The sequence below is a fragment of the Magnetospirillum fulvum MGU-K5 genome (assembly GCF_000442515.1).
GTDB classification, from domain to species: Bacteria; Pseudomonadota; Alphaproteobacteria; order Rhodospirillales; family Magnetospirillaceae; genus Phaeospirillum; species Phaeospirillum fulvum_B.
Genome location: NZ_AQPH01000005.1, coordinates 49,802 through 66,023, shown reverse-complemented (window position 1 = coordinate 66,023; position 16,222 = coordinate 49,802). Strand labels below are relative to the sequence as shown.

14 protein-coding genes are annotated in these 16,222 nt (G+C 65.1%); 10 read left to right on the top strand and 4 right to left on the bottom strand.

The genetic code is table 11. The features are described 5' to 3' along the window. Nucleotides 1-81 precede the first annotated feature (81 nt). A complete protein-coding gene (locus K678_RS02540; RefSeq protein ID WP_021130892.1) occupies nt 82-1,623 on the top strand; it encodes a CYTH and CHAD domain-containing protein in 1,542 nt (513 codons plus the stop codon). Then, entirely contained in the window at nt 1,620-2,051 is a 432-nt protein-coding gene (locus K678_RS02535; protein ID WP_155804423.1) for a beta/alpha barrel domain-containing protein, read from the top strand. The genes K678_RS02540 and K678_RS02535 overlap by 4 nt, the downstream gene beginning before the upstream one ends. Here the strand turns inward: K678_RS02535 and K678_RS02530 are convergent. Continuing rightward, nucleotides 1,976-2,335: a hypothetical protein gene (locus K678_RS02530; RefSeq protein WP_021130890.1), complete on the bottom strand. Its 360-nt coding sequence runs from the start codon at nt 2,333-2,335 to the stop codon at nt 1,976-1,978. The two genes, K678_RS02535 and K678_RS02530, sit on opposite strands and share 76 nt — an antisense overlap. Nucleotides 2,336-2,526: 191 nt before the next feature. Here K678_RS02530 and thiE point away from each other — a divergent pair, with 191 nt between their 5' ends. The 7 genes from thiE to metF all read left to right on the top strand — a co-directional run bounded on the left by thiE (nt 2,527) and on the right by metF (nt 10,799). Next, nucleotides 2,527-3,162 carry a thiamine phosphate synthase gene (gene thiE / locus K678_RS02525; RefSeq protein WP_039851896.1) on the top strand — a complete coding sequence of 212 codons (636 nt, stop codon included), beginning with the start codon at nt 2,527-2,529 and terminating at the stop codon, nt 3,160-3,162. A 2-nt stretch (nt 3,163-3,164) separates the two neighbouring features. Beyond that, on the top strand, nt 3,165-3,746 hold the full coding sequence (locus tag K678_RS02520) for an LOG family protein (RefSeq protein WP_021130888.1): 582 nt from the start codon (nt 3,165-3,167) through the stop codon (nt 3,744-3,746). A gap of 206 nt (nt 3,747-3,952) precedes the next feature. Further along, on the top strand, nt 3,953-5,692 hold the full coding sequence (locus K678_RS02515; protein ID WP_021130887.1) for a bifunctional diguanylate cyclase/phosphodiesterase: 1,740 nt from the start codon (nt 3,953-3,955) through the stop codon (nt 5,690-5,692). After that, nucleotides 5,692-6,729 (top strand): phosphate/phosphite/phosphonate ABC transporter substrate-binding protein, encoded by a 1,038-nt coding sequence (phnD, locus tag K678_RS02510; RefSeq protein ID WP_021130886.1) that lies wholly within the window; start codon nt 5,692-5,694, stop codon nt 6,727-6,729. Before K678_RS02515 ends, phnD begins: the two co-directional genes overlap by 1 nt. Nucleotides 6,730-6,742: 13 nt before the next feature. Beyond that, complete coding sequence (locus tag K678_RS17525; RefSeq protein WP_021130885.1) at nt 6,743-8,773, top strand: putative bifunctional diguanylate cyclase/phosphodiesterase; 2,031 nt, start codon at nt 6,743-6,745, stop codon at nt 8,771-8,773. Nucleotides 8,774-8,961: 188 nt separating this feature from the next. After that, complete coding sequence (locus K678_RS02500; RefSeq protein ID WP_021130884.1) at nt 8,962-9,906, top strand: ArsR/SmtB family transcription factor; 945 nt, start codon at nt 8,962-8,964, stop codon at nt 9,904-9,906. Then, on the top strand, nt 9,903-10,799 hold the full coding sequence (gene metF, locus K678_RS02495) for a methylenetetrahydrofolate reductase (RefSeq protein WP_021130883.1): 897 nt from the start codon (nt 9,903-9,905) through the stop codon (nt 10,797-10,799). Before K678_RS02500 ends, metF begins: the two co-directional genes overlap by 4 nt. Here metF and murI read toward each other — a convergent pair. Next, complete coding sequence (gene murI / locus K678_RS02490; RefSeq protein ID WP_021130882.1) at nt 10,796-11,620, bottom strand: glutamate racemase; 825 nt, start codon at nt 11,618-11,620, stop codon at nt 10,796-10,798. The genes metF and murI overlap by 4 nt on opposite strands. Before the next feature lie 163 nt (nt 11,621-11,783). On the opposite strand from murI, the gene K678_RS02485 reads away from it, so the two are divergent. Further along, entirely contained in the window at nt 11,784-12,812 is a 1,029-nt protein-coding gene (locus K678_RS02485) for a cyclic nucleotide-binding domain-containing protein (RefSeq protein WP_021130881.1), read from the top strand. Here the strand turns inward: K678_RS02485 and K678_RS02480 are convergent. Next, the gene (locus K678_RS02480) at nt 12,809-15,385 is read right to left on the bottom strand and encodes a flagellar hook-basal body complex protein (RefSeq protein WP_039851869.1); all 2,577 of its coding nucleotides are present in this window, start codon (nt 15,383-15,385) and stop codon (nt 12,809-12,811) included. The two genes, K678_RS02485 and K678_RS02480, sit on opposite strands and share 4 nt — an antisense overlap. Before the next feature lie 15 nt (nt 15,386-15,400). Then, nucleotides 15,401-16,213: a flagellar hook assembly protein FlgD gene (locus K678_RS02475; RefSeq protein ID WP_021130879.1), complete on the bottom strand. Its 813-nt coding sequence runs from the start codon at nt 16,211-16,213 to the stop codon at nt 15,401-15,403. Nucleotides 16,214-16,222 lie beyond the last annotated feature (9 nt).

Below are 16,222 nucleotides of genomic sequence, written 5' to 3'. Positions count from 1 at the left end.
ATGCGTCAAAGACGCGACCAGACGTTGGCGCGGGGGTGGGTGGCTGTTATCATCGCCGCCGACCAGTCGACGGGATAGCCGATGGACGGACGCGAAATCGAATTGAAGCTGGGAGTGTCGCCCGACGACATCGCCCTGTTATCGTTGAGTCCGCCGTTGTCGTCGGAGGGGGAAGCGCCACCCCCGCCACGGCGGTTGGCCTCGATCTATTTCGACACACCCGACTTTACCCTGGCCGCTGCGGGCGTTTCGCTGCGGGTCCGTTGGACCGGCGATGGTCTGGTCCAGACCGTCAAGGCGACCGGAAGCGGCGGGGCCGGTCTGTTCGACCGTCCCGAATGGGAACAGTCGCTGGACCGTCCGGTGCCCGACCCCAGCCATTTGCGCGCGACCGGATTGCCGGTCTTTGCCGATGATGCGCTGATCCGGCGATTGGGTCCGGTCTTTTCGACCCAGGTCAACCGGACGATCTTTCGCCTGGGCGGAGACGAGCACGGGTGGGAGGTCGAAGCGGCGCTTGATCTGGGCGAGGTGATCGCTGGCCCCCTGTCCGAACCGATCTGCGAGGTTGAATTCGAGCTGCTCCGGGGATCGCCCGACCGGCTGTTTCGGCTGGCCCGGCAGGTGTTGGACACCGTACCGGCGCGACCGCTGTCGATCAGCAAGTCGGAAAGGGGGGTCAAATTGGCGACCGGAGACACCAACCGCCCCGTCAAGGGACGGATCCCCCAGATCGGGCCGGACCTGACGGCGGCCGCCGCGTTCCAGACCATCGCCCGCTCCTGCCTCGATCACCTGCTGGTCAATGAACGCTGTCTGCTTGCCACCGGCGATGCCGAGGCGATCCACCAGATGCGGGTGGCGCTGCGCCGCCTGCGGTCGGCGCTCCGGGTGTTCCGTCCCCTGGTCGCCTCGCCCCGCCTGACCGAGGTCAAAGACGATCTGCGCTGGCTGCTGGAGCGGCTGGGACCGGCCCGCGATGCCGAGGTCTTTTTGTCCGATATCATCGATCCGGTGGTTCAGGATTATCCGGACGATGCCGGGCTGGCCGCGCTGCGCGAGTATTGGCGCAGCGACCGCGACGCCCGGCTGGATGCCGCCGTGGGCGCGGTGCGCGACCGTCGCTTTGCGGCGCTGGTGCTCGACCTCACCGCCTGGGTCGAGGCGGGTGACTGGCTGGGCGCGCCGGGCGAGCCGCTGCGGCGCAAGCTGGAGGCACCGATCGGGCCGTTCGCGCTGCGGCGATTGGGCAAGGCCACCCGGCGAATGCTGCGCCAGGGCGGCGACAGCCTGAGCCGTCTGTCGCCCGAGGAACGTCACGCCGTCCGCATCCTGTGCAAGCAGACCCGCTATACCGCCGAATTCTTCGCCTCTCTGGTGCCGCGCAAGCAGATGAAGGTGTTCCTGGGCGAACTGACCGAGGTTCAGGATGCGCTGGGCCGCCTCAACGACGTCGCCGTCGCCGGGCCAAAGCTGGCGTCGGGATCGAGCGGCGGCCGCCATGCCCGCGCCGCCGGGCTGGTCTCGGGATGGCACACCGCCCGGCAGGCGGCGATGCTGGCCGAGGCCGAGCGCGCCTGGAAGCGGGTGCGGGCCCGCGATCTGCCGTGGAGCGAGGAATGAGCGGACCGAGGCCGGTGCGGATCGAGGTTGCCACCCCCGAACAAGCCTTTGCCGCGCTGACGACGGCGCGAGCGCTGGAGCGGCCCCTGTGTCTGGAAAGTCCCGCCGCCGCCGCCGGATGGTACGGGATCGGCTGGTGGCAGGCTCTGGTCGAGGAAATCACCGCCGAAGCGGGCAATGTTCCGGTCGAAGCGGTGCTCGATTGCGGCAGCGCCCCCGGTCTGGCCCTGGCCGCCTTGCGGGCGGGATGCCGTGTTGTCCGGCTTGATGCCGGTCCGGCGGCTCTGGCGGCGGTAACCGCCATCGCCGCCGCACTGGGGGGCAGCGTGCTGCCCCCCTGGCCGGAGCGCGATCAGTTCGCGGCAGGGGCTGGCGTGGCGGGAGTGGCCGGAGCAGCGGGCGCCGCCGGGGTCTCGGCCTTCGGCTGAGACTTGGCGTCGGTCGCCTTATCGCCTTCATGCCCTTTCTTCTCGGCCTCGTGGCCCTTCTTGTCGGTCTTGTGGGCCTTGGCCTTGTCATGCTCGTCCTTGGCCGCCTCGACCTTGCCCTTTTCCTTGGTCGCATGGTCGGACTTCGCGGCATCGGCCTTGCCGGACGGCGCCATCGCCGGGGCATCGGCGGCCGGGGGGACGGCCTTCGTCTCTGCCATCGCCGCAACCGGCAGCAGGGAGGCGGCGATGAAGGCGGCGGCGACGAAACGGGTGGCATTCATGACGGCAAGTCCTTCGTCTTTGGTGTTTCGATCCGAAGACCGTATCGGCCGTTCGGTGAGGAAGACTGTCGCTCTTGCGTGTGGCAACAAAAGGGACGAATTGTGATCCTTTCAGGGCGGCGGGTTGCCACGACGCCGCCATCCGTGCTTCTACTTGTTTCTCCCCCTCCCGATTCCCCACGAGGTCCGCCATTTCTCCCCGCAACAGCCGTCTCTATCTGATCACCCCCCCGGTCATCGAAGCCCCGAAGCAATGGGTCAACACCCTGGAACAGGCGCTGGATGCCGGTGATGTCGCCTGTCTGCAAATCCGCGCCAAGGGTCTGGACGACGATTCCCTGGCCCGGCTGGTCGATGTCCTGCGCCCGCCCGCCCAGCGGCGCGGCGTCGCCGTCCTGCTCAACGACCGCCCCGATCTCGCCTTTGAAACCGGCTGCGACGGCGTTCATATCGGCCAGGGCGACATGCCCTATGCCCAGGCGCGCGAAGCGATCGGGCCGGACGGGATCATCGGCGTCACCTGTCACGATTCCCGCCATCTGGCGATGGAAGCGGGCGAAGCCGGGGCCGATTACGTCGCGTTCGGCGCCTTCTTCCCGACCGAGACCAAGGACGCGCCGACGCGGGCCGATGTCGATCTGCTGTATTGGTGGAGCGAATTGTTCACCGTCCCCTGCGTCGCGATCGGCGGCATCACCGTCGAGAATTGCCGCCCGCTGGTCAAAGCCGGAACCGACTTCCTGGCGGTCTCGGGTGGGGTGTGGAACCACCCCGAAGGCCCGGCGGCGGCGGTCGCCGCCTTCAACCGGATTCTGACGGAGAAATGAGGATGCGGCGGGTCTGTGTGTTCTGCGGTTCCAGCTTCGGTGCCCGTCCGGCTTATACCGAGGCGGCACGGGCGCTGGGCCGCCTGCTGGTGGACCGGGAACTGGAGTTGGTCTATGGCGGTGGCAATGTCGGGCTGATGGGGGTGATCGCCGATGAAGTGCTCGCCGCCGGGGGCCGGGCGATCGGGGTGATCCCGGATTCGATGGTGACCCGCGAAGTCGCCCATACCGGTCTGACCGAACTCCACGTCGTCGATTCGATGCATGCGCGCAAGGCACTGATGGCCGAGTTGTCAGACGGCTTCATCGCAATGCCGGGCGGGATCGGCACCCTGGACGAGTTGTTCGAAGTCTGGACCTGGAGCCAGATCGGCATCCACGCCAAGCCGCTCGGCTTTCTCGATGTCGAGGGCTATTACACCCATCTCCAGGTGTTTCTCGACCATGTCGCCGCCGAGGGATTCATGCGCGCCCGTCATCGGACGATGGTCGCGGTCGAAGCCGACCCGGTCGGTCTGTTGAGCGCGATGGGCGGATTCGAAGCGCCTGAAACAATCTGGGATCACGAGGTCGGCAAGCGATAAGCCGACCCGACACCCGCCTTTCATGGGAATAATTTTAATTAAAATCAACGATTTGCATCAGATGTGATTCATTTGTTACCCACATCGGTTGCAGTGTCATCTGGTGACGAGACCGCTATAATGCCGTCCGCCTGACCGGACGGACCGGGCATCTTTTCGCGCCGGGTCCGGCGGGCCCTTCCGGCGGACGGCTGATTGCTTGGCAGATGGTCACCTTTTCCGATCTCGACGTCGCGTTTCAGGCGATCGTCAATATTCACTCGGGTCAGTGCTTTGGGCACGAAGTGCTGGTGCGCGGATGGGAACGGCATGGCGTCGGCTCGGCCGAGGACTTGTTGTCCGCGGCAGCGGCGGCGGGCCATCTGACCGAGTTGGAAGTCGCGATCCGCGCCCTGGTCGCCGAACGCGCCAGCCTCTCTCCGGTGCTGACCGGGGCGGCGCTGTTCCTCAACCTCGATCCCCGCGCCGCGCCCGACCTTGACGCGATTATGGAGGCGACCCGGACCCTGCTCCAGCCCGGTTTCGCCCATATCGTCACCGAGATTTCCGGCCTGCCCGATGGCGGCGGTCCCAGCCTTTATCCCCCCGCCAAGATGCGCCGCCAGGGCGGAATGGTCGCGGTCGATCGTTTTGGCGGCTCGGCGGATTCGTTCAATCTGCTGATCGGGTGCGATCCCGATTTCATCAAGATCGACCGCGCCCTCATTCGCGGCATCGAATCCGAGGCGCGCAAGCGCGTGGTGCTGGCCCAATTGATCGGGATGGCCCACACCCTGGGAATCGAGGTGATCGCGGTCGGGATCGAGACCGGGCGCGAACTGACCGTCTGCCGCGAACTGGGCCTTGATCTGGTCCAGGGCTTTTACATCGCCCCGCCCGAGACTGATCCCGCCCGGCTTTCGGGCCATTACGCGCGGCTGGACGGGCTGGCGCAACAGGACCGCAGGCGGCGTCAGATCGACCAGCGCTGGGTGTCGCAGCAGATGGACCAGATCCCGGCGATCATCAACGACGCCCCGATCCGCGACATGTTCGACCGCTTTGCCCGCGACCATAACACCAGCTATGTCCCGGTGGTCGATCGCGCCGGGCGACCGCTGGGGATCGTGCGCGAAAGCGATCTCAAGAACTATGCCTATTCCGCGTTCGGCAAGGATCTGATCGCCAACAAGGCGTTGGGGCGCAAGTTGCAGGATTTCGTGGTGCGCTGCCCGATTGCCGACATTTCAACCCCGCTCGACCAGATGCTGGCGATCTATGCCGCGATCGAGGATGCCGAGGGGATTTTGATCACCGAGCACATGATCTATCACGGCTTTCTGACCGCCCGCTCCCTGATCCGGGCGATGCATGAAAAGACGCTGGCCCGCGCCCGCGACGAAAACCCGCTGACCAAGCTGCCCGGTAATGTGGTGATCGAGGAATATGTCGCCGATTGCACCGCCTCGGGCGAGGGCGCGGTGCTGGCCTATATCGATTTCGATAATTTCAAGCCGTTCAACGACACCTACGGCTTTCGCCAGGGCGACCGCGCCATCTTGCTGTTCGCCGAATTGTGCCGCAAGACGGCGGTGGCGGGCCGCTGGTTCGTCGGCCATATCGGCGGCGACGATTTCTTCATCGCGCTGCAAGGGGCCGACGAGGCCGAAGCCTTCGAGGCGATCGGCGACTTGATCGCCCGCTTCGCCTCGGACGCCGAAAGCTTTTACGATCACGAGGCCCGCACCGCCCGCTGCATCGTCGCCCAGGACCGCGACGGTCATACCAAGCGTTTTCCGCTGCTGTCGGCCAGTGCGGTGCTGGTGGTGCTGCCGCCGGGCAGCCGCACCGTCAGCACCGATGAAATTTCGGCGGCGATCGCCCAGCATAAAAAGGCGGCGAAGAGTGCGCCGGACAAGCTGGTCTCGGTGATTTTGACCCATCATGCCGTGGTGGAACCGGCGTGATGGTGGCCCTCGTTCGAACCCTGGGTCGGCGGATCGTCTGCGCGCTGGCCGTCTTGCTGTGCGGCTTTCCGGCGGAGGCGGTCGAGCCGGTCGGCTTTGCCCTGCTGTCGTCCCGGCCCCAGGCCGAAACCGAGGCGGCGTGGCAACCCCTGCTCGACCGGCTGGGTCGGCGGCTGGGCGTCCCGGTCGCCGTCCATTGGTATCCGGATTATGCCGGGGCGATCTGGGGTATCCGCAGCGGCCGCGACAAGATCGGCTATTTCGGCAATAAATCGGCGATCGAAGCGGTCGATAAAGCCGGAGCCGAGGTGTTCGCCGCCCAGACCGGGCCAAGCGGACTCGGCTATTACCATTCCCTGCTGATCGTGGCGCGGACCGCGCCGTTTGACAGCGCCGAGGCGGTGATCGCATCGGCCGCGTCGCTGACGCTGGGGATCGGCGATCCCAACTCGACCTCGGGGACCGTGGTGCCCAGCTATTACCTGTTCCGTACCCGTGGGCTTGACCCCCGCGATCTGTTCCGCCGTGTGGTGCCGGGCAACCACCCCGACAATATCGCAGGCGTCGCGGCCGGACGGCTGGATGCCGCAACGGTGTCGAGCGAGATTCTCGACCATGCCGCCACCACCCAACCCGATCTCACCCAACGCGTCCGCGAAGTGTGGCGCTCGCCGCCCATTCCGGCCAACCCGCTGATCTGGCGCAAGGATCTGCCCGAGTCCGACAAAATCGCAATCCGGGACTTTTTCCTTCATGTCGGCCACACCGCTCCGGGCAAATCCGGCGAGGAACTGGCGGCGGAACGGACGATGCTGGACCGGCTGGAACTGGGCGGATTTGCCGCCACCGACAACCGCCATCTGGTGCCGGTGCGGCGGCTTGATCTGCTCGAAAGCCGCTGGCGGCTGGAGCATGAAAAAGCCCCCGGCACGGCGGCGCACCGCATGTCCCGGCTGGCCGAGATCAACCGTCGCCTCGCCGACCTCGACCGCCATCCCGACATCGCCACCGACCTCAACGCCGTTCGAGCCGAATAATGGAGAAGCGCCGGTGACCATCGCCTTCCCCCGCGGTATCGGGTCCAAATTGCTGCTGATCGTCCTGCCCGGCATGCTGATCGGCACCGTGGCGATGTTCCTCGCCTTTGAACGGATCGACGAGCGGGGGCGAATGGCCGCGCTGCAATTGCGGCTGGATAATTTCACGATCACCCTGGCGGCGGCGCTGGTCAAGCCGTTGTGGGAGTTCGACGATTCGACGGTCGAGCGGCTGTTCGCCGCAACGGCCGACGTGCCGGAATTGCTGGAAGCCCGGCTGGTCAATGCCGACGACATCGTGATGGCCATCGTGCGCGGCCATCGCGCCGAGCCGGAGGGTACCACCGCCCTGCACAAGACGATGGCGCTGGTCCAGAAAAGCCCGGCCGGTGACATCGCCGTCGGGCGGCTGGAGGTGTCCTTTCATGATGGGCTGGTTCAGGACGAAATCCACAGCCAGCGCGCCGGGGGCCTGTTGGTGCTGATCGGCAGCTTCCTGCTGCTGGGGGGCGCCACCCTGATCGCGGTGCGGCTGATCGTCGCCCGGCCGCTCAGCCGTCTGCGCGATTCGCTGTTCCGCAACGCCTCGACCCAGACTCGCGAGCCGCTGGTGTGGCAGGCCCGCGACGAACTGGGCGAAGTGGTCGGCGCCTATAACCAGTTGCTGGCCGAGATCGACCAGCACAATCGCGATATCCATCATCTCGCCTATCACGATCCGCTGACCAACCTGCCCAACCGCCAATTGCTCGAAGACCGGCTGGGCCACGCCATCGCCGTCGCCGAGCGCCACCAGCGCCAGATCGCGGTGCTGTTCGCCGATATCGACAATTTCAAGGTCATCAATGACACGCTGGGGCACAAGCAAGGCGACCGCCTGCTGAACACGGTGGCCGAGCGGATCGCCGCGACGGTGCGCGGGATGGACACCGTGGCCCGGTGGGGCGGCGACGAGTTCGTTCTGGTGCTGGAAACGATTTCCTCGCCCGGCGAGGCCGCCAGCGTCGCCGAAAAGCTGATCGAGGCGGTGGGCGTTCCGGTCGCGCTCAACACCACCTTGATCCGGATCGGGGTGTCGATCGGAATCAGCCTCTATCCCCAGGACGGACGCGACGTCACCACCCTCATCAAGAACGCCGACATGGCGCTGTTCGAGGCGAAGGGACGCGGCCGCAACACCTTCCACTTCTTCGATCAGGCGATGAACAACCGGGCGCTACGGCGGCTTGATATCGCGGTGGCGCTGCGCCACGCCATCGCCCAGGACCAGCTTGAACTTTATTACCAGCCCAAGGTCGATACACGCAGCGGCGCGATTGTCGGCGCCGAGGCGCTGGTCCGCTGGCGTCGTCCCGGCGAAGGGATCATTCCCCCCGGCGATTTCATCCCTCAGGCCGAGGAAAGCGACCTGATCGTTGCCGTCGGCGAATGGGTGATGCGCCGCGCCTGCGCTCAGGTGTTGTCATGGCGGCAGCAAGGATTCGGAGACATTCCGGTCGCGGTCAATCTGTCGCCGCGCCATTTCCAGCGTGAACGCGATATTGACCGGATCATCGCCCTGGTCGAAGAGGCCGGGCTTCCCCCCGCTTTGATCGAGATCGAAGTCACCGAATCGACGGTGATGCGCGACCCCGATCTGGCCATCGCGCTGTTGTGGCGACTGCGCGATCATGGCTTTGGCATCGCCATCGACGATTTCGGCAGCGGCTATTCCAACCTGGCCTATCTGCGCCGCCTGCCGATCCGCACCTTGAAGATCGACCGCGCCTTTGTCGCCGATATCGACCAGGGCAAGGACGGAGCCGAGATCGTCCGGGCGATCATCGCGATGGCCAATGCGCTGGGGCTGGGGCTGGTCGCCGAAGGGGTCGAGACCGAGGCCCAGCTACGCTTCCTGCGCGAGTCGGATTGCACCGTCGCCCAGGGCTTCTTTTTCTCGCGCCCGCTGCCGGTTGCCGAGTTCGAACCGCTGCTGCGCGCCTCTGATCCCCCCGCCTTCGCCGCCCGCCCGGTCCTGGCCCGTCCGGTTGCCGCGCTGTCATAACCGGAACACCCCCCGGGACATGGTATAAGCCTGGACGAACCCGCCCTCATCGTATAAAGATATGTTTATATGTTTCTAGGAGCCGCCATTGCGGCGGCGGCCAAGGGCGCGGATGCGCACACTTGGGCCGAGGGACAATACAACCGGCCAAGTCTTTGGCCGGTTGGTATGAATGAGGGGGCGGAGGGGTGGATACGTTGCTGACCGGATTGCGCGCCGCTGCCGAACCGACCCGGCTGCGGTTGCTGCACGTCCTGGCCGAAGGCGACCTCACCGTCACCGAGCTGACCCGCATTCTCGGCCAGAGCCAGCCGCGGGTATCGCGCCACCTGAAACTGATGTGCGATGCCGGTCTGGTCGACCGCTTCCCCGAAGGGGCCTGGGTGTTCCACCGGCTGGCGGCGCGCGGCGTCGGCGCGGCGCTGGCCCATCATCTGCTTGACCTGCTCCCCCCCGACGATCCCATCCTGGCGCTCGATCGCCAGCGTCTGTCCGAAACCCGTGCCGCCCGGGCGGAAAAGGCGCAAAGCTATTTCAGCGCCAACGCCTTGCGCTGGGACCGGATGCGCTCGCTCCATGTCGATGAGGCCGAGGTCGAGGCAGCACTGCTGGCCGCCTTCGGCGACCGCCGCCCCCATGAGCTGGTCGATCTCGGCACCGGCACCGGACGGGTGCTGGAATTGTTCGCCACGCGGGTTGATCATGCCGTCGGCATCGACCTCTCGCGCGAGATGCTGGCGGTGGCCCGCGCCAATCTCGACCGCGCCGGTCTCAGCCATTGCATGGTGCGCCAGGGCGACATCACCCAGCTTCCGCTGCCCGATCTGTCCGCCGACGCCGTCACCATCCATCAGGTGCTGCATTACGCCGCCGAACCGGCCCGCGTCGTGGCCGAGGCCGCCCGTATCCTCGCCCCCGGCGGATTGATGGTGATCGTCGATTTCGCCCCGCACGAACTGGAAGTTCTGCGCGACCGCCATGCCCACCGTCGGCTTGGCTTTTCCGACGCCGAGGTCGCGGGGTGGTTCGCCGCCGCCGGACTGGAACCCGGCCCGATCACTCGCCTTCCCGGACAGTCGCTGACGGTGATGGTCTGGACCGCTGGCAAACACCATCGAGGAGTCTCCGCGTGAATCCCGTATCCTCTGTCGAACTGCCGATCGCCAACGCCGCGCACCGTCCGGTCAGCGTTTCGTTCGAGTTCTTTCCGCCCAAGACCGACAAGATGCTGGACTCGCTGTGGGAAGCGGTGCAGCGGCTGGAGCCGTTGTCGCCCGAATTCGTCTCGGTCACCTATGGTGCCGGGGGCGGCACCCGCGACCGCACCCACGAGATCGTCTCGCGCATTGCCCACGAAACCAGTCTGAAGCCCGCCGCGCACCTGACCTGCGTCGGCCATTCACGGGGCGAGGTCGATGATATCGCCAGGCGCTATTGGGACGAGGGCATCCGCCATATCGTCGCCTTGCGCGGCGACATGCCCGATGGACAGCCCTATCAACCGCATCCCCAGGGCTATGCCTATGCCGTCGATATGGTCGCCGGGCTGAAGCGGATCGCCGATTTCGAGATTTCGGTCGCCGCCTATCCCGAGACCCACCCCGATGCGCCCTCGGCCGATTTCGACATCGAGAACCTGAAGCGCAAGATTGATGCCGGGGCGACCCGCGCCATCAGCCAGTATTTCTTCGACCCCGCCGTGTTCCTGCGCTTCCGCGACCGCTGTGCCGCCGCCGGGATCACCGTTCCGGTTGCCCCCGGCATCCTGCCGGTAACCAATTTCGCCCAGGTGCAACGCTTCTCCGCCGCCTGCGGAGCCGGAGTGCCGGACTGGCTGGCCGATCTGTTCGCCGGTCTTGACGACGATCCTGAAACCCGCCGTCTTGTCGCCGCCACCGTCGCCGCCCAGCAATGCCGCATCCTGTCGGCCGCAGGCGTCGATCTGTTCCACTTCTACACCCTGAACCGCGCCGATCTGGTCTATGCGATCTGCCACGTTCTAGGCGCGCGGCCGAAGACGGCCTAAACGAGGTCGATTGTCTCGACCTCGGCGGGATCGATTTCCCACGGCACGAACACCCGCGACACCCGGGCGAAGCGTTCCGGAGCGTCGGTGACCAGGGTGCGGATCGTGCCGGGGCGGCCGGAATGGTTGGCCAGCCGCCGGAGCGCCAGCAAATCCTCGACCACCATCGCGGTGGTCGAGGCGGAATCGACCACCGCGACCTCGGGTCCGAGCAGACGGCTGAACAGCCCGGCCAGCGCCGGGAAATGGGTGCAGCCCGACAGCAGGCAATCGGCGGCGTCGGGGCCGGTAAACAGTGGGTCGAGATAATGGCGGGCGATCTGCTCGGCAATCGGCCCGTCGGTCAGCCCTTCTTCGACCATCGGGACAAACAGCGGACAGGGCAGCGCCGTCACCAACGCGTTGGGGCGGGAATGGAGAATGGCGCGGGGATAGATTCCGGCCTGGATGGTACTTTCAGTCGCGGCAACGACGATCCGTCCCCGCGCCGAGGCGGCAGCGGCGGCGGCGGCGCCCGGCTCGACCACCCCGATCACCGGCAGACCGGGGAATTCGGCCCGCAACGCATCAAGCGCGTGGGCCGACGAGGTGTTATCGGCCACCAGCAACAGTTTGATCCCAAACGAAACCAGCCGCCGCGACGCCTCCAGCGCATAGGCGGCGACGGTCTGGGCGCTTTTGGTGCCATAGGGCAGCCGGGCGGTATCGCCCAGATAGATCAACGATTCGTCGGGCAGACGCTCGCGCACCGCCTTTAGCACGGTCAAACCGCCGACCCCGGAATCGAAAATACCGATCGGCAAGCGGGAAACGTCGTCCATGACCGGGCTCTCCTGTTTTCTGTGGAGGCATTCATATCCGCCCCGGCATCGCTCGGGCAACCTTGCCGCCCCGCTAACCCCCCGACTTTTTCGGGCCTTGGCACGGAAAGGTAGCGGAGGTACGCTGACCTACCATCCGCTCCAAGGTCGGAGGACCCGCTTTTTGGACATCGATATCGACGTCGATCTGGGCCCGATCGTCGCGCTGGTGATCGACGACAATCGTTATGCCCGCTCTTTCGTCAAGACGGCGCTGCATTCCTTTGGCCTGCGCACGATCCATGAAGCTGGCGACGGCGCTGCCGCTCTTGATCTGCTGGGGCGCGAAACCGTCCATCTGGTGATCGTCGCCCACGATCTCAGCCCGATGAGCGGGATCGACTTCACCCGCCGCTTACGCAGCGGCGACAGCGTCGGCTGCACCGATCTGGCCGTGATCATCATCTCGACCGAATCCTCGCGCGAGATGGTGCTGGACGCGATCAATTCCGGCGTCACCGAATTCCTGGTCAAACCGCTTTCGACCGAATCGCTGTTCCGCCGGGTGCGCAATGCCCTGGTTAATCCCCGCCCCTTCGTCCAAAGCGCCGATTTCATCGGTCCCGATCGGCGCTCCCTATCTCTGCCGCCGCCCGGTGGGGTTGAACGCCGGGTTGCGCCTCCCCTGCCCCGGCCAGCCCCACTGGTCCAACCCGCCGGGGGGCCGGTCCGGATGCTGAGCACGCCGTCGACGGAATCACGCCGTCCCGCCGCGCCCACCCCCGACCGCAACGGACGCCGCAGCTTCGCCGCGGGCGAGATGATTTTCACCGAGGGAGAACCGGGCGACGTCGCCTATGTCGTCGAAAGCGGCACGGTTTCGATCTTCAAACAAGTCGAAGAGCACGAGGTCGAACTGGGCCGGATCGGGCCGAACGGTGTGTTCGGCGAAATGGCGCTGATCGACGGCGAACCGCGAATGGCCGCCGCCCGGGCCATCGCCGACACCATCTGTCTGGTGATCCCGATGGCGGCGCTGCGTACCCAGTTGGGCAAGACCCCCGAGTTGGTGATCCTGGTGATGGAGACCCTGCTCCACGACATCCGGCGGATGGGACGCGAGTTGGGGCACATCCGCGCCATTCTGGAAAAGAAACGCGCCGGGGAGAAGGCTCTCCCCGGCGCGCCGGTTTCGTCGGATCGTTTGCCCTAACGCTTGATCTGGATCAATTCGTCGAGCATCTGGTCGGCGGTGGTGATGATCTTCGCCGCCGCCGAATAAGCGCGCTGGGTGACGATCATCGTCGTGAACTCGGTCCCGATATCGACGGTCGAGGATTCCAGCGACGAGGCGGTCACCGCCGCCGCGCCCGCTTCTTGAGCCGTGCGCAGGGTGTAAGATCCCGAGGTGTTGGTCTCGATCCAGGAATTGCCACTTTTTGCTTCCAACCCGTTGGGATTGGTAAAGGTGGCAACGGGGATCTGGAACACCGGACGGCGGACACCGTTGTCAAACAACGCCGTCACCACACCATCTGCCCCGACCGAAACACCGGTGAAATTGCCGAACTTGGCCCCGTCGGCGGTGCTGAAGGCGGTGGTGTACTTGTCGCCCAACTGAGTCAGACCATCGCCGACCGAGGTATTGCCCAGGAACAGCGAAATCTGGTGGTTGGCGCTGGTGCCGTTCGGAACCGTCGTCATGCTCTGGGCACCGTTGGCCCAAGAGATCGAAATTTTCGGCTTCGGCGCGATCTGACCGGCCGCACCGGACGCACTGCCGGTGTTCATGATCTTCTGCGGGGTGCCATCGCCATTGAAGACGACCGCCGGGCTGGTGGTCGCGGTGATGCCGTGCAGGGTGAACATGCCCGAGGTCTTATCGACCGGCGGGATCGACGACGTCCATTCGTGGGTCTGGGTCTGGGTGCAGGCATTGAACTTGTTGGTGCTGGCAGGCGACCCGACATCCAGACCGGCCAGATTGAATTTATAATCGACCCCGACCGACGGCTGCTGGACGATTTCGAGCGTCGCCCCGTTGCCACGGAACAGCGGGCGGTCGGTCCCGATCGGGACCACGGTTCCGGCCACAGGCAGGTTCAGGTTGGTCGCCGCATCCCAGTTGCTGGCATTGTTAAGAGCCGCCGCCACCAGTCTGGACACGTCGGCACCGCTGGTGACCGCCGTCTTGTTCGACAGATCGATGATGATGTTGCTCGACCCTGCCCCGGTTCCCCGGTTGTACAGGCTGTTGGTATTGTTGGTGTCGAACTCGATCGTCAGGGACTGGCCATTGACGGAAATGGTGAAGGTCTTGCCGTCCATCGCTTCGATGTCGCTGCGGCTGCTGGCGATGAAGTCCATCCGCGCCTGCGAGGCATAGACCCCGGTGCCCGTCGGATCGAGCAGATCGAGCGAGGCGGAGCCTTCCGGCGGGGTGATTCCGCGCTGAACCTGATACGGCGCGGTGTTGATGCCGATATAGCTGCACGGCGTCAGCGGCACGGTCGCCGCGCCAGTAACGTAGGCGGCGCCGACCTGATAAAAGCCGGTGGTGCCCGCCGAGTCGGTGATCTGGATAATATCGCCAGCCGACAGGCTGGGGATGTTGGCACCGCCGAAGGTGGCGCTACCCGCACCATAGGTGACCGACGAATAGGTGTTGGTCGCGCCGTTGGCGGCAACGGTCAAGGTGCCGCCCGCCGGCGCTCCGGCGGTCAAAGCCGTCGAGGCGGTCGCCCCGGTGCCAACCAGGAAGTTCCCGAGATTGCCGGAATCCGGCGAGTTGGTGACGGTAAACGTCGTTCCCTTGGGCAACAGGCTGGCGTCGCCCGCCGTCGCAAAGGCGATGACCCCCGATTTGGCGAAAAACGCCGAACCATGACCAGCGACAGAGCTGTCGATCACCGTCTTGGTGCTGCCGTCGGATTGACCGGCGATCTGGAACTTCGCCATCACGTCGGGAGACGCGGTGGTATCGGTCAGGGCCTGCTTGACGTTGAAGTAATTGCTGTTGTTCTGGATGTCCCACTGGTTGGCGTTGGTCTTCGACCAGTTGAAGATCAGATTGTGGGTCGATCCCAGCGAGTCATAAATCTGGGTGTTGGTCTGACGCAACCCGCCCGACCCGGTCACCGCCGGATTGAACACCGCGTCGGCGGCCGGAAGGTTGAGGCCGAGCTTGATTTGGGTGGTCGGATCGGCGGTGCCGCCGATCGTCTTCAGGTTCAGCGACTTCAGTTCCGTCGAGTTGACGATGTTCTGATTGATGTAGTGGAAGGTCCCGTTCTGGTCCTTATAGGCCTTCATATAGGTCAGGCCGTCGATCTGAGTCTCGGCCGGACGGGCTTCGGCGCTGTTGTCGGTGGGGGTCAGCGGCCAGCCCTGGAGGTAATAGCCCGACACGTTTTGCAGAAAGCCCTGCTTATCGACCTTGAACGATCCGGCGCGGGTGTACTGGAAGCTGCCATTGCCCGAGGTGGCCGGATCAGGATCGGTATTGACGACGAACATACCGTTACCCGCCAGGGCGAGATCGGTGGTGCTTGAAGACGCCTGCAACAGGCCCTGATTGTCGATCCCGGCTCGCGGCTTCGACATCACGCCGCCCGGCGAATATTCGGTCAGACCGGCATTGTTGGTGACCAGGGTCTGGAAATTGACCTTGGTTCCCTTATAGCCGATCGTGTTGACGTTCGAGATGTTATCGGAAATCGCACCCATCGCACTCGATTGCGAGGAGAGGCCCGAGACACCTGAGTACAGCGCGCCATACAAACTCATGACTTCCTCCTCACATTACGGGGTAGCAGGCGTATCGGTCTTGGGCTTATTCATTTCCTGGATGGCCTTGTAGACCGCGGCCGAGGCCTGATACTGGGCCTGGGCGGCGGTAAGCTGCGCATTGACCAACGTATTATCGGCATTGACGCCCAGAACCTTGCCCACCGGCACGCTCACCTTGGCCCCCTTGCTGCCCGCGCCCATTTCCAGAACGGTTCCATTGGTCGCGTCATTGGTGACCTTGGTGACCTGCCCGAAGGTGGTCATCGTCGGGGTGATGCTCTTGCCGTCCTTATCCTTGGCGATGACACTGACGGTATAGATGCCGTCATCCAGGGTCTTGCCGCTGCTGTCGACGCCGTTCCAGGCCAGGTCGTGGCGACCGACGGTCATGTCGCCGGTGGTCTTGTAGACCACGGTACCGGCCGAGTCCTTGATCTGGATGTCGCAGGAATTGGCGGCCACCGGCAGGGTATAGGAGAAGGTTCCCGAGTGGCTCTGCACCGGCAGTTGATCGCCCGCCATCTCGACCGACTCACCCAGATAACTGACCGACTGCGCCGTCTGGGTGTTCTGCTGGAAGGTCAGCAGCTTTTCCAGATTGCTGTTGGTATTGATCTGCTGTTCGACGCCCGCATACTGCACCAACTGGCTGGTGAACTGGGTCGAGTCCATCGGCGACAACGGGTCCTGGTGCTTCAACTGGGTCGTCAGCATCGTCAGGAAGGTGTTGAAGTTCGACGTCAGCGAGGTCCGACCGGCGTCGCTTTTGGTGGAGGGTGTCGACCCCGAGGAGGAGGCGGCAGCAGAGGTTGCGTCAACGGCCATGACGGGCTA

Coding starts and splice junctions, on each gene's coding strand:
- K678_RS02540 (WP_021130892.1), top strand. CDS start 82: ATGGACGGACGCGAAATCGAATTGAAGCTGGGAGTGTCGCCCGACGAC.
- K678_RS02535 (WP_155804423.1), top strand. CDS start 1,620: ATGAGCGGACCGAGGCCGGTGCGGATCGAGGTTGCCACCCCCGAACAA.
- K678_RS02530 (WP_021130890.1), bottom strand. CDS start 2,335: ATGAATGCCACCCGTTTCGTCGCCGCCGCCTTCATCGCCGCCTCCCTG.
- K678_RS02520 (WP_021130888.1), top strand. CDS start 3,165: ATGCGGCGGGTCTGTGTGTTCTGCGGTTCCAGCTTCGGTGCCCGTCCG.
- K678_RS02515 (WP_021130887.1), top strand. CDS start 3,953: ATGGTCACCTTTTCCGATCTCGACGTCGCGTTTCAGGCGATCGTCAAT.
- phnD (WP_021130886.1), top strand. CDS start 5,692: ATGGTGGCCCTCGTTCGAACCCTGGGTCGGCGGATCGTCTGCGCGCTG.
- murI (WP_021130882.1), bottom strand. CDS start 11,620: ATGGACGACGTTTCCCGCTTGCCGATCGGTATTTTCGATTCCGGGGTC.
- K678_RS02480 (WP_039851869.1), bottom strand. CDS start 15,385: ATGAGTTTGTATGGCGCGCTGTACTCAGGTGTCTCGGGCCTCTCCTCG.
- K678_RS02475 (WP_021130879.1), bottom strand. CDS start 16,213: ATGGCCGTTGACGCAACCTCTGCTGCCGCCTCCTCCTCGGGGTCGACA.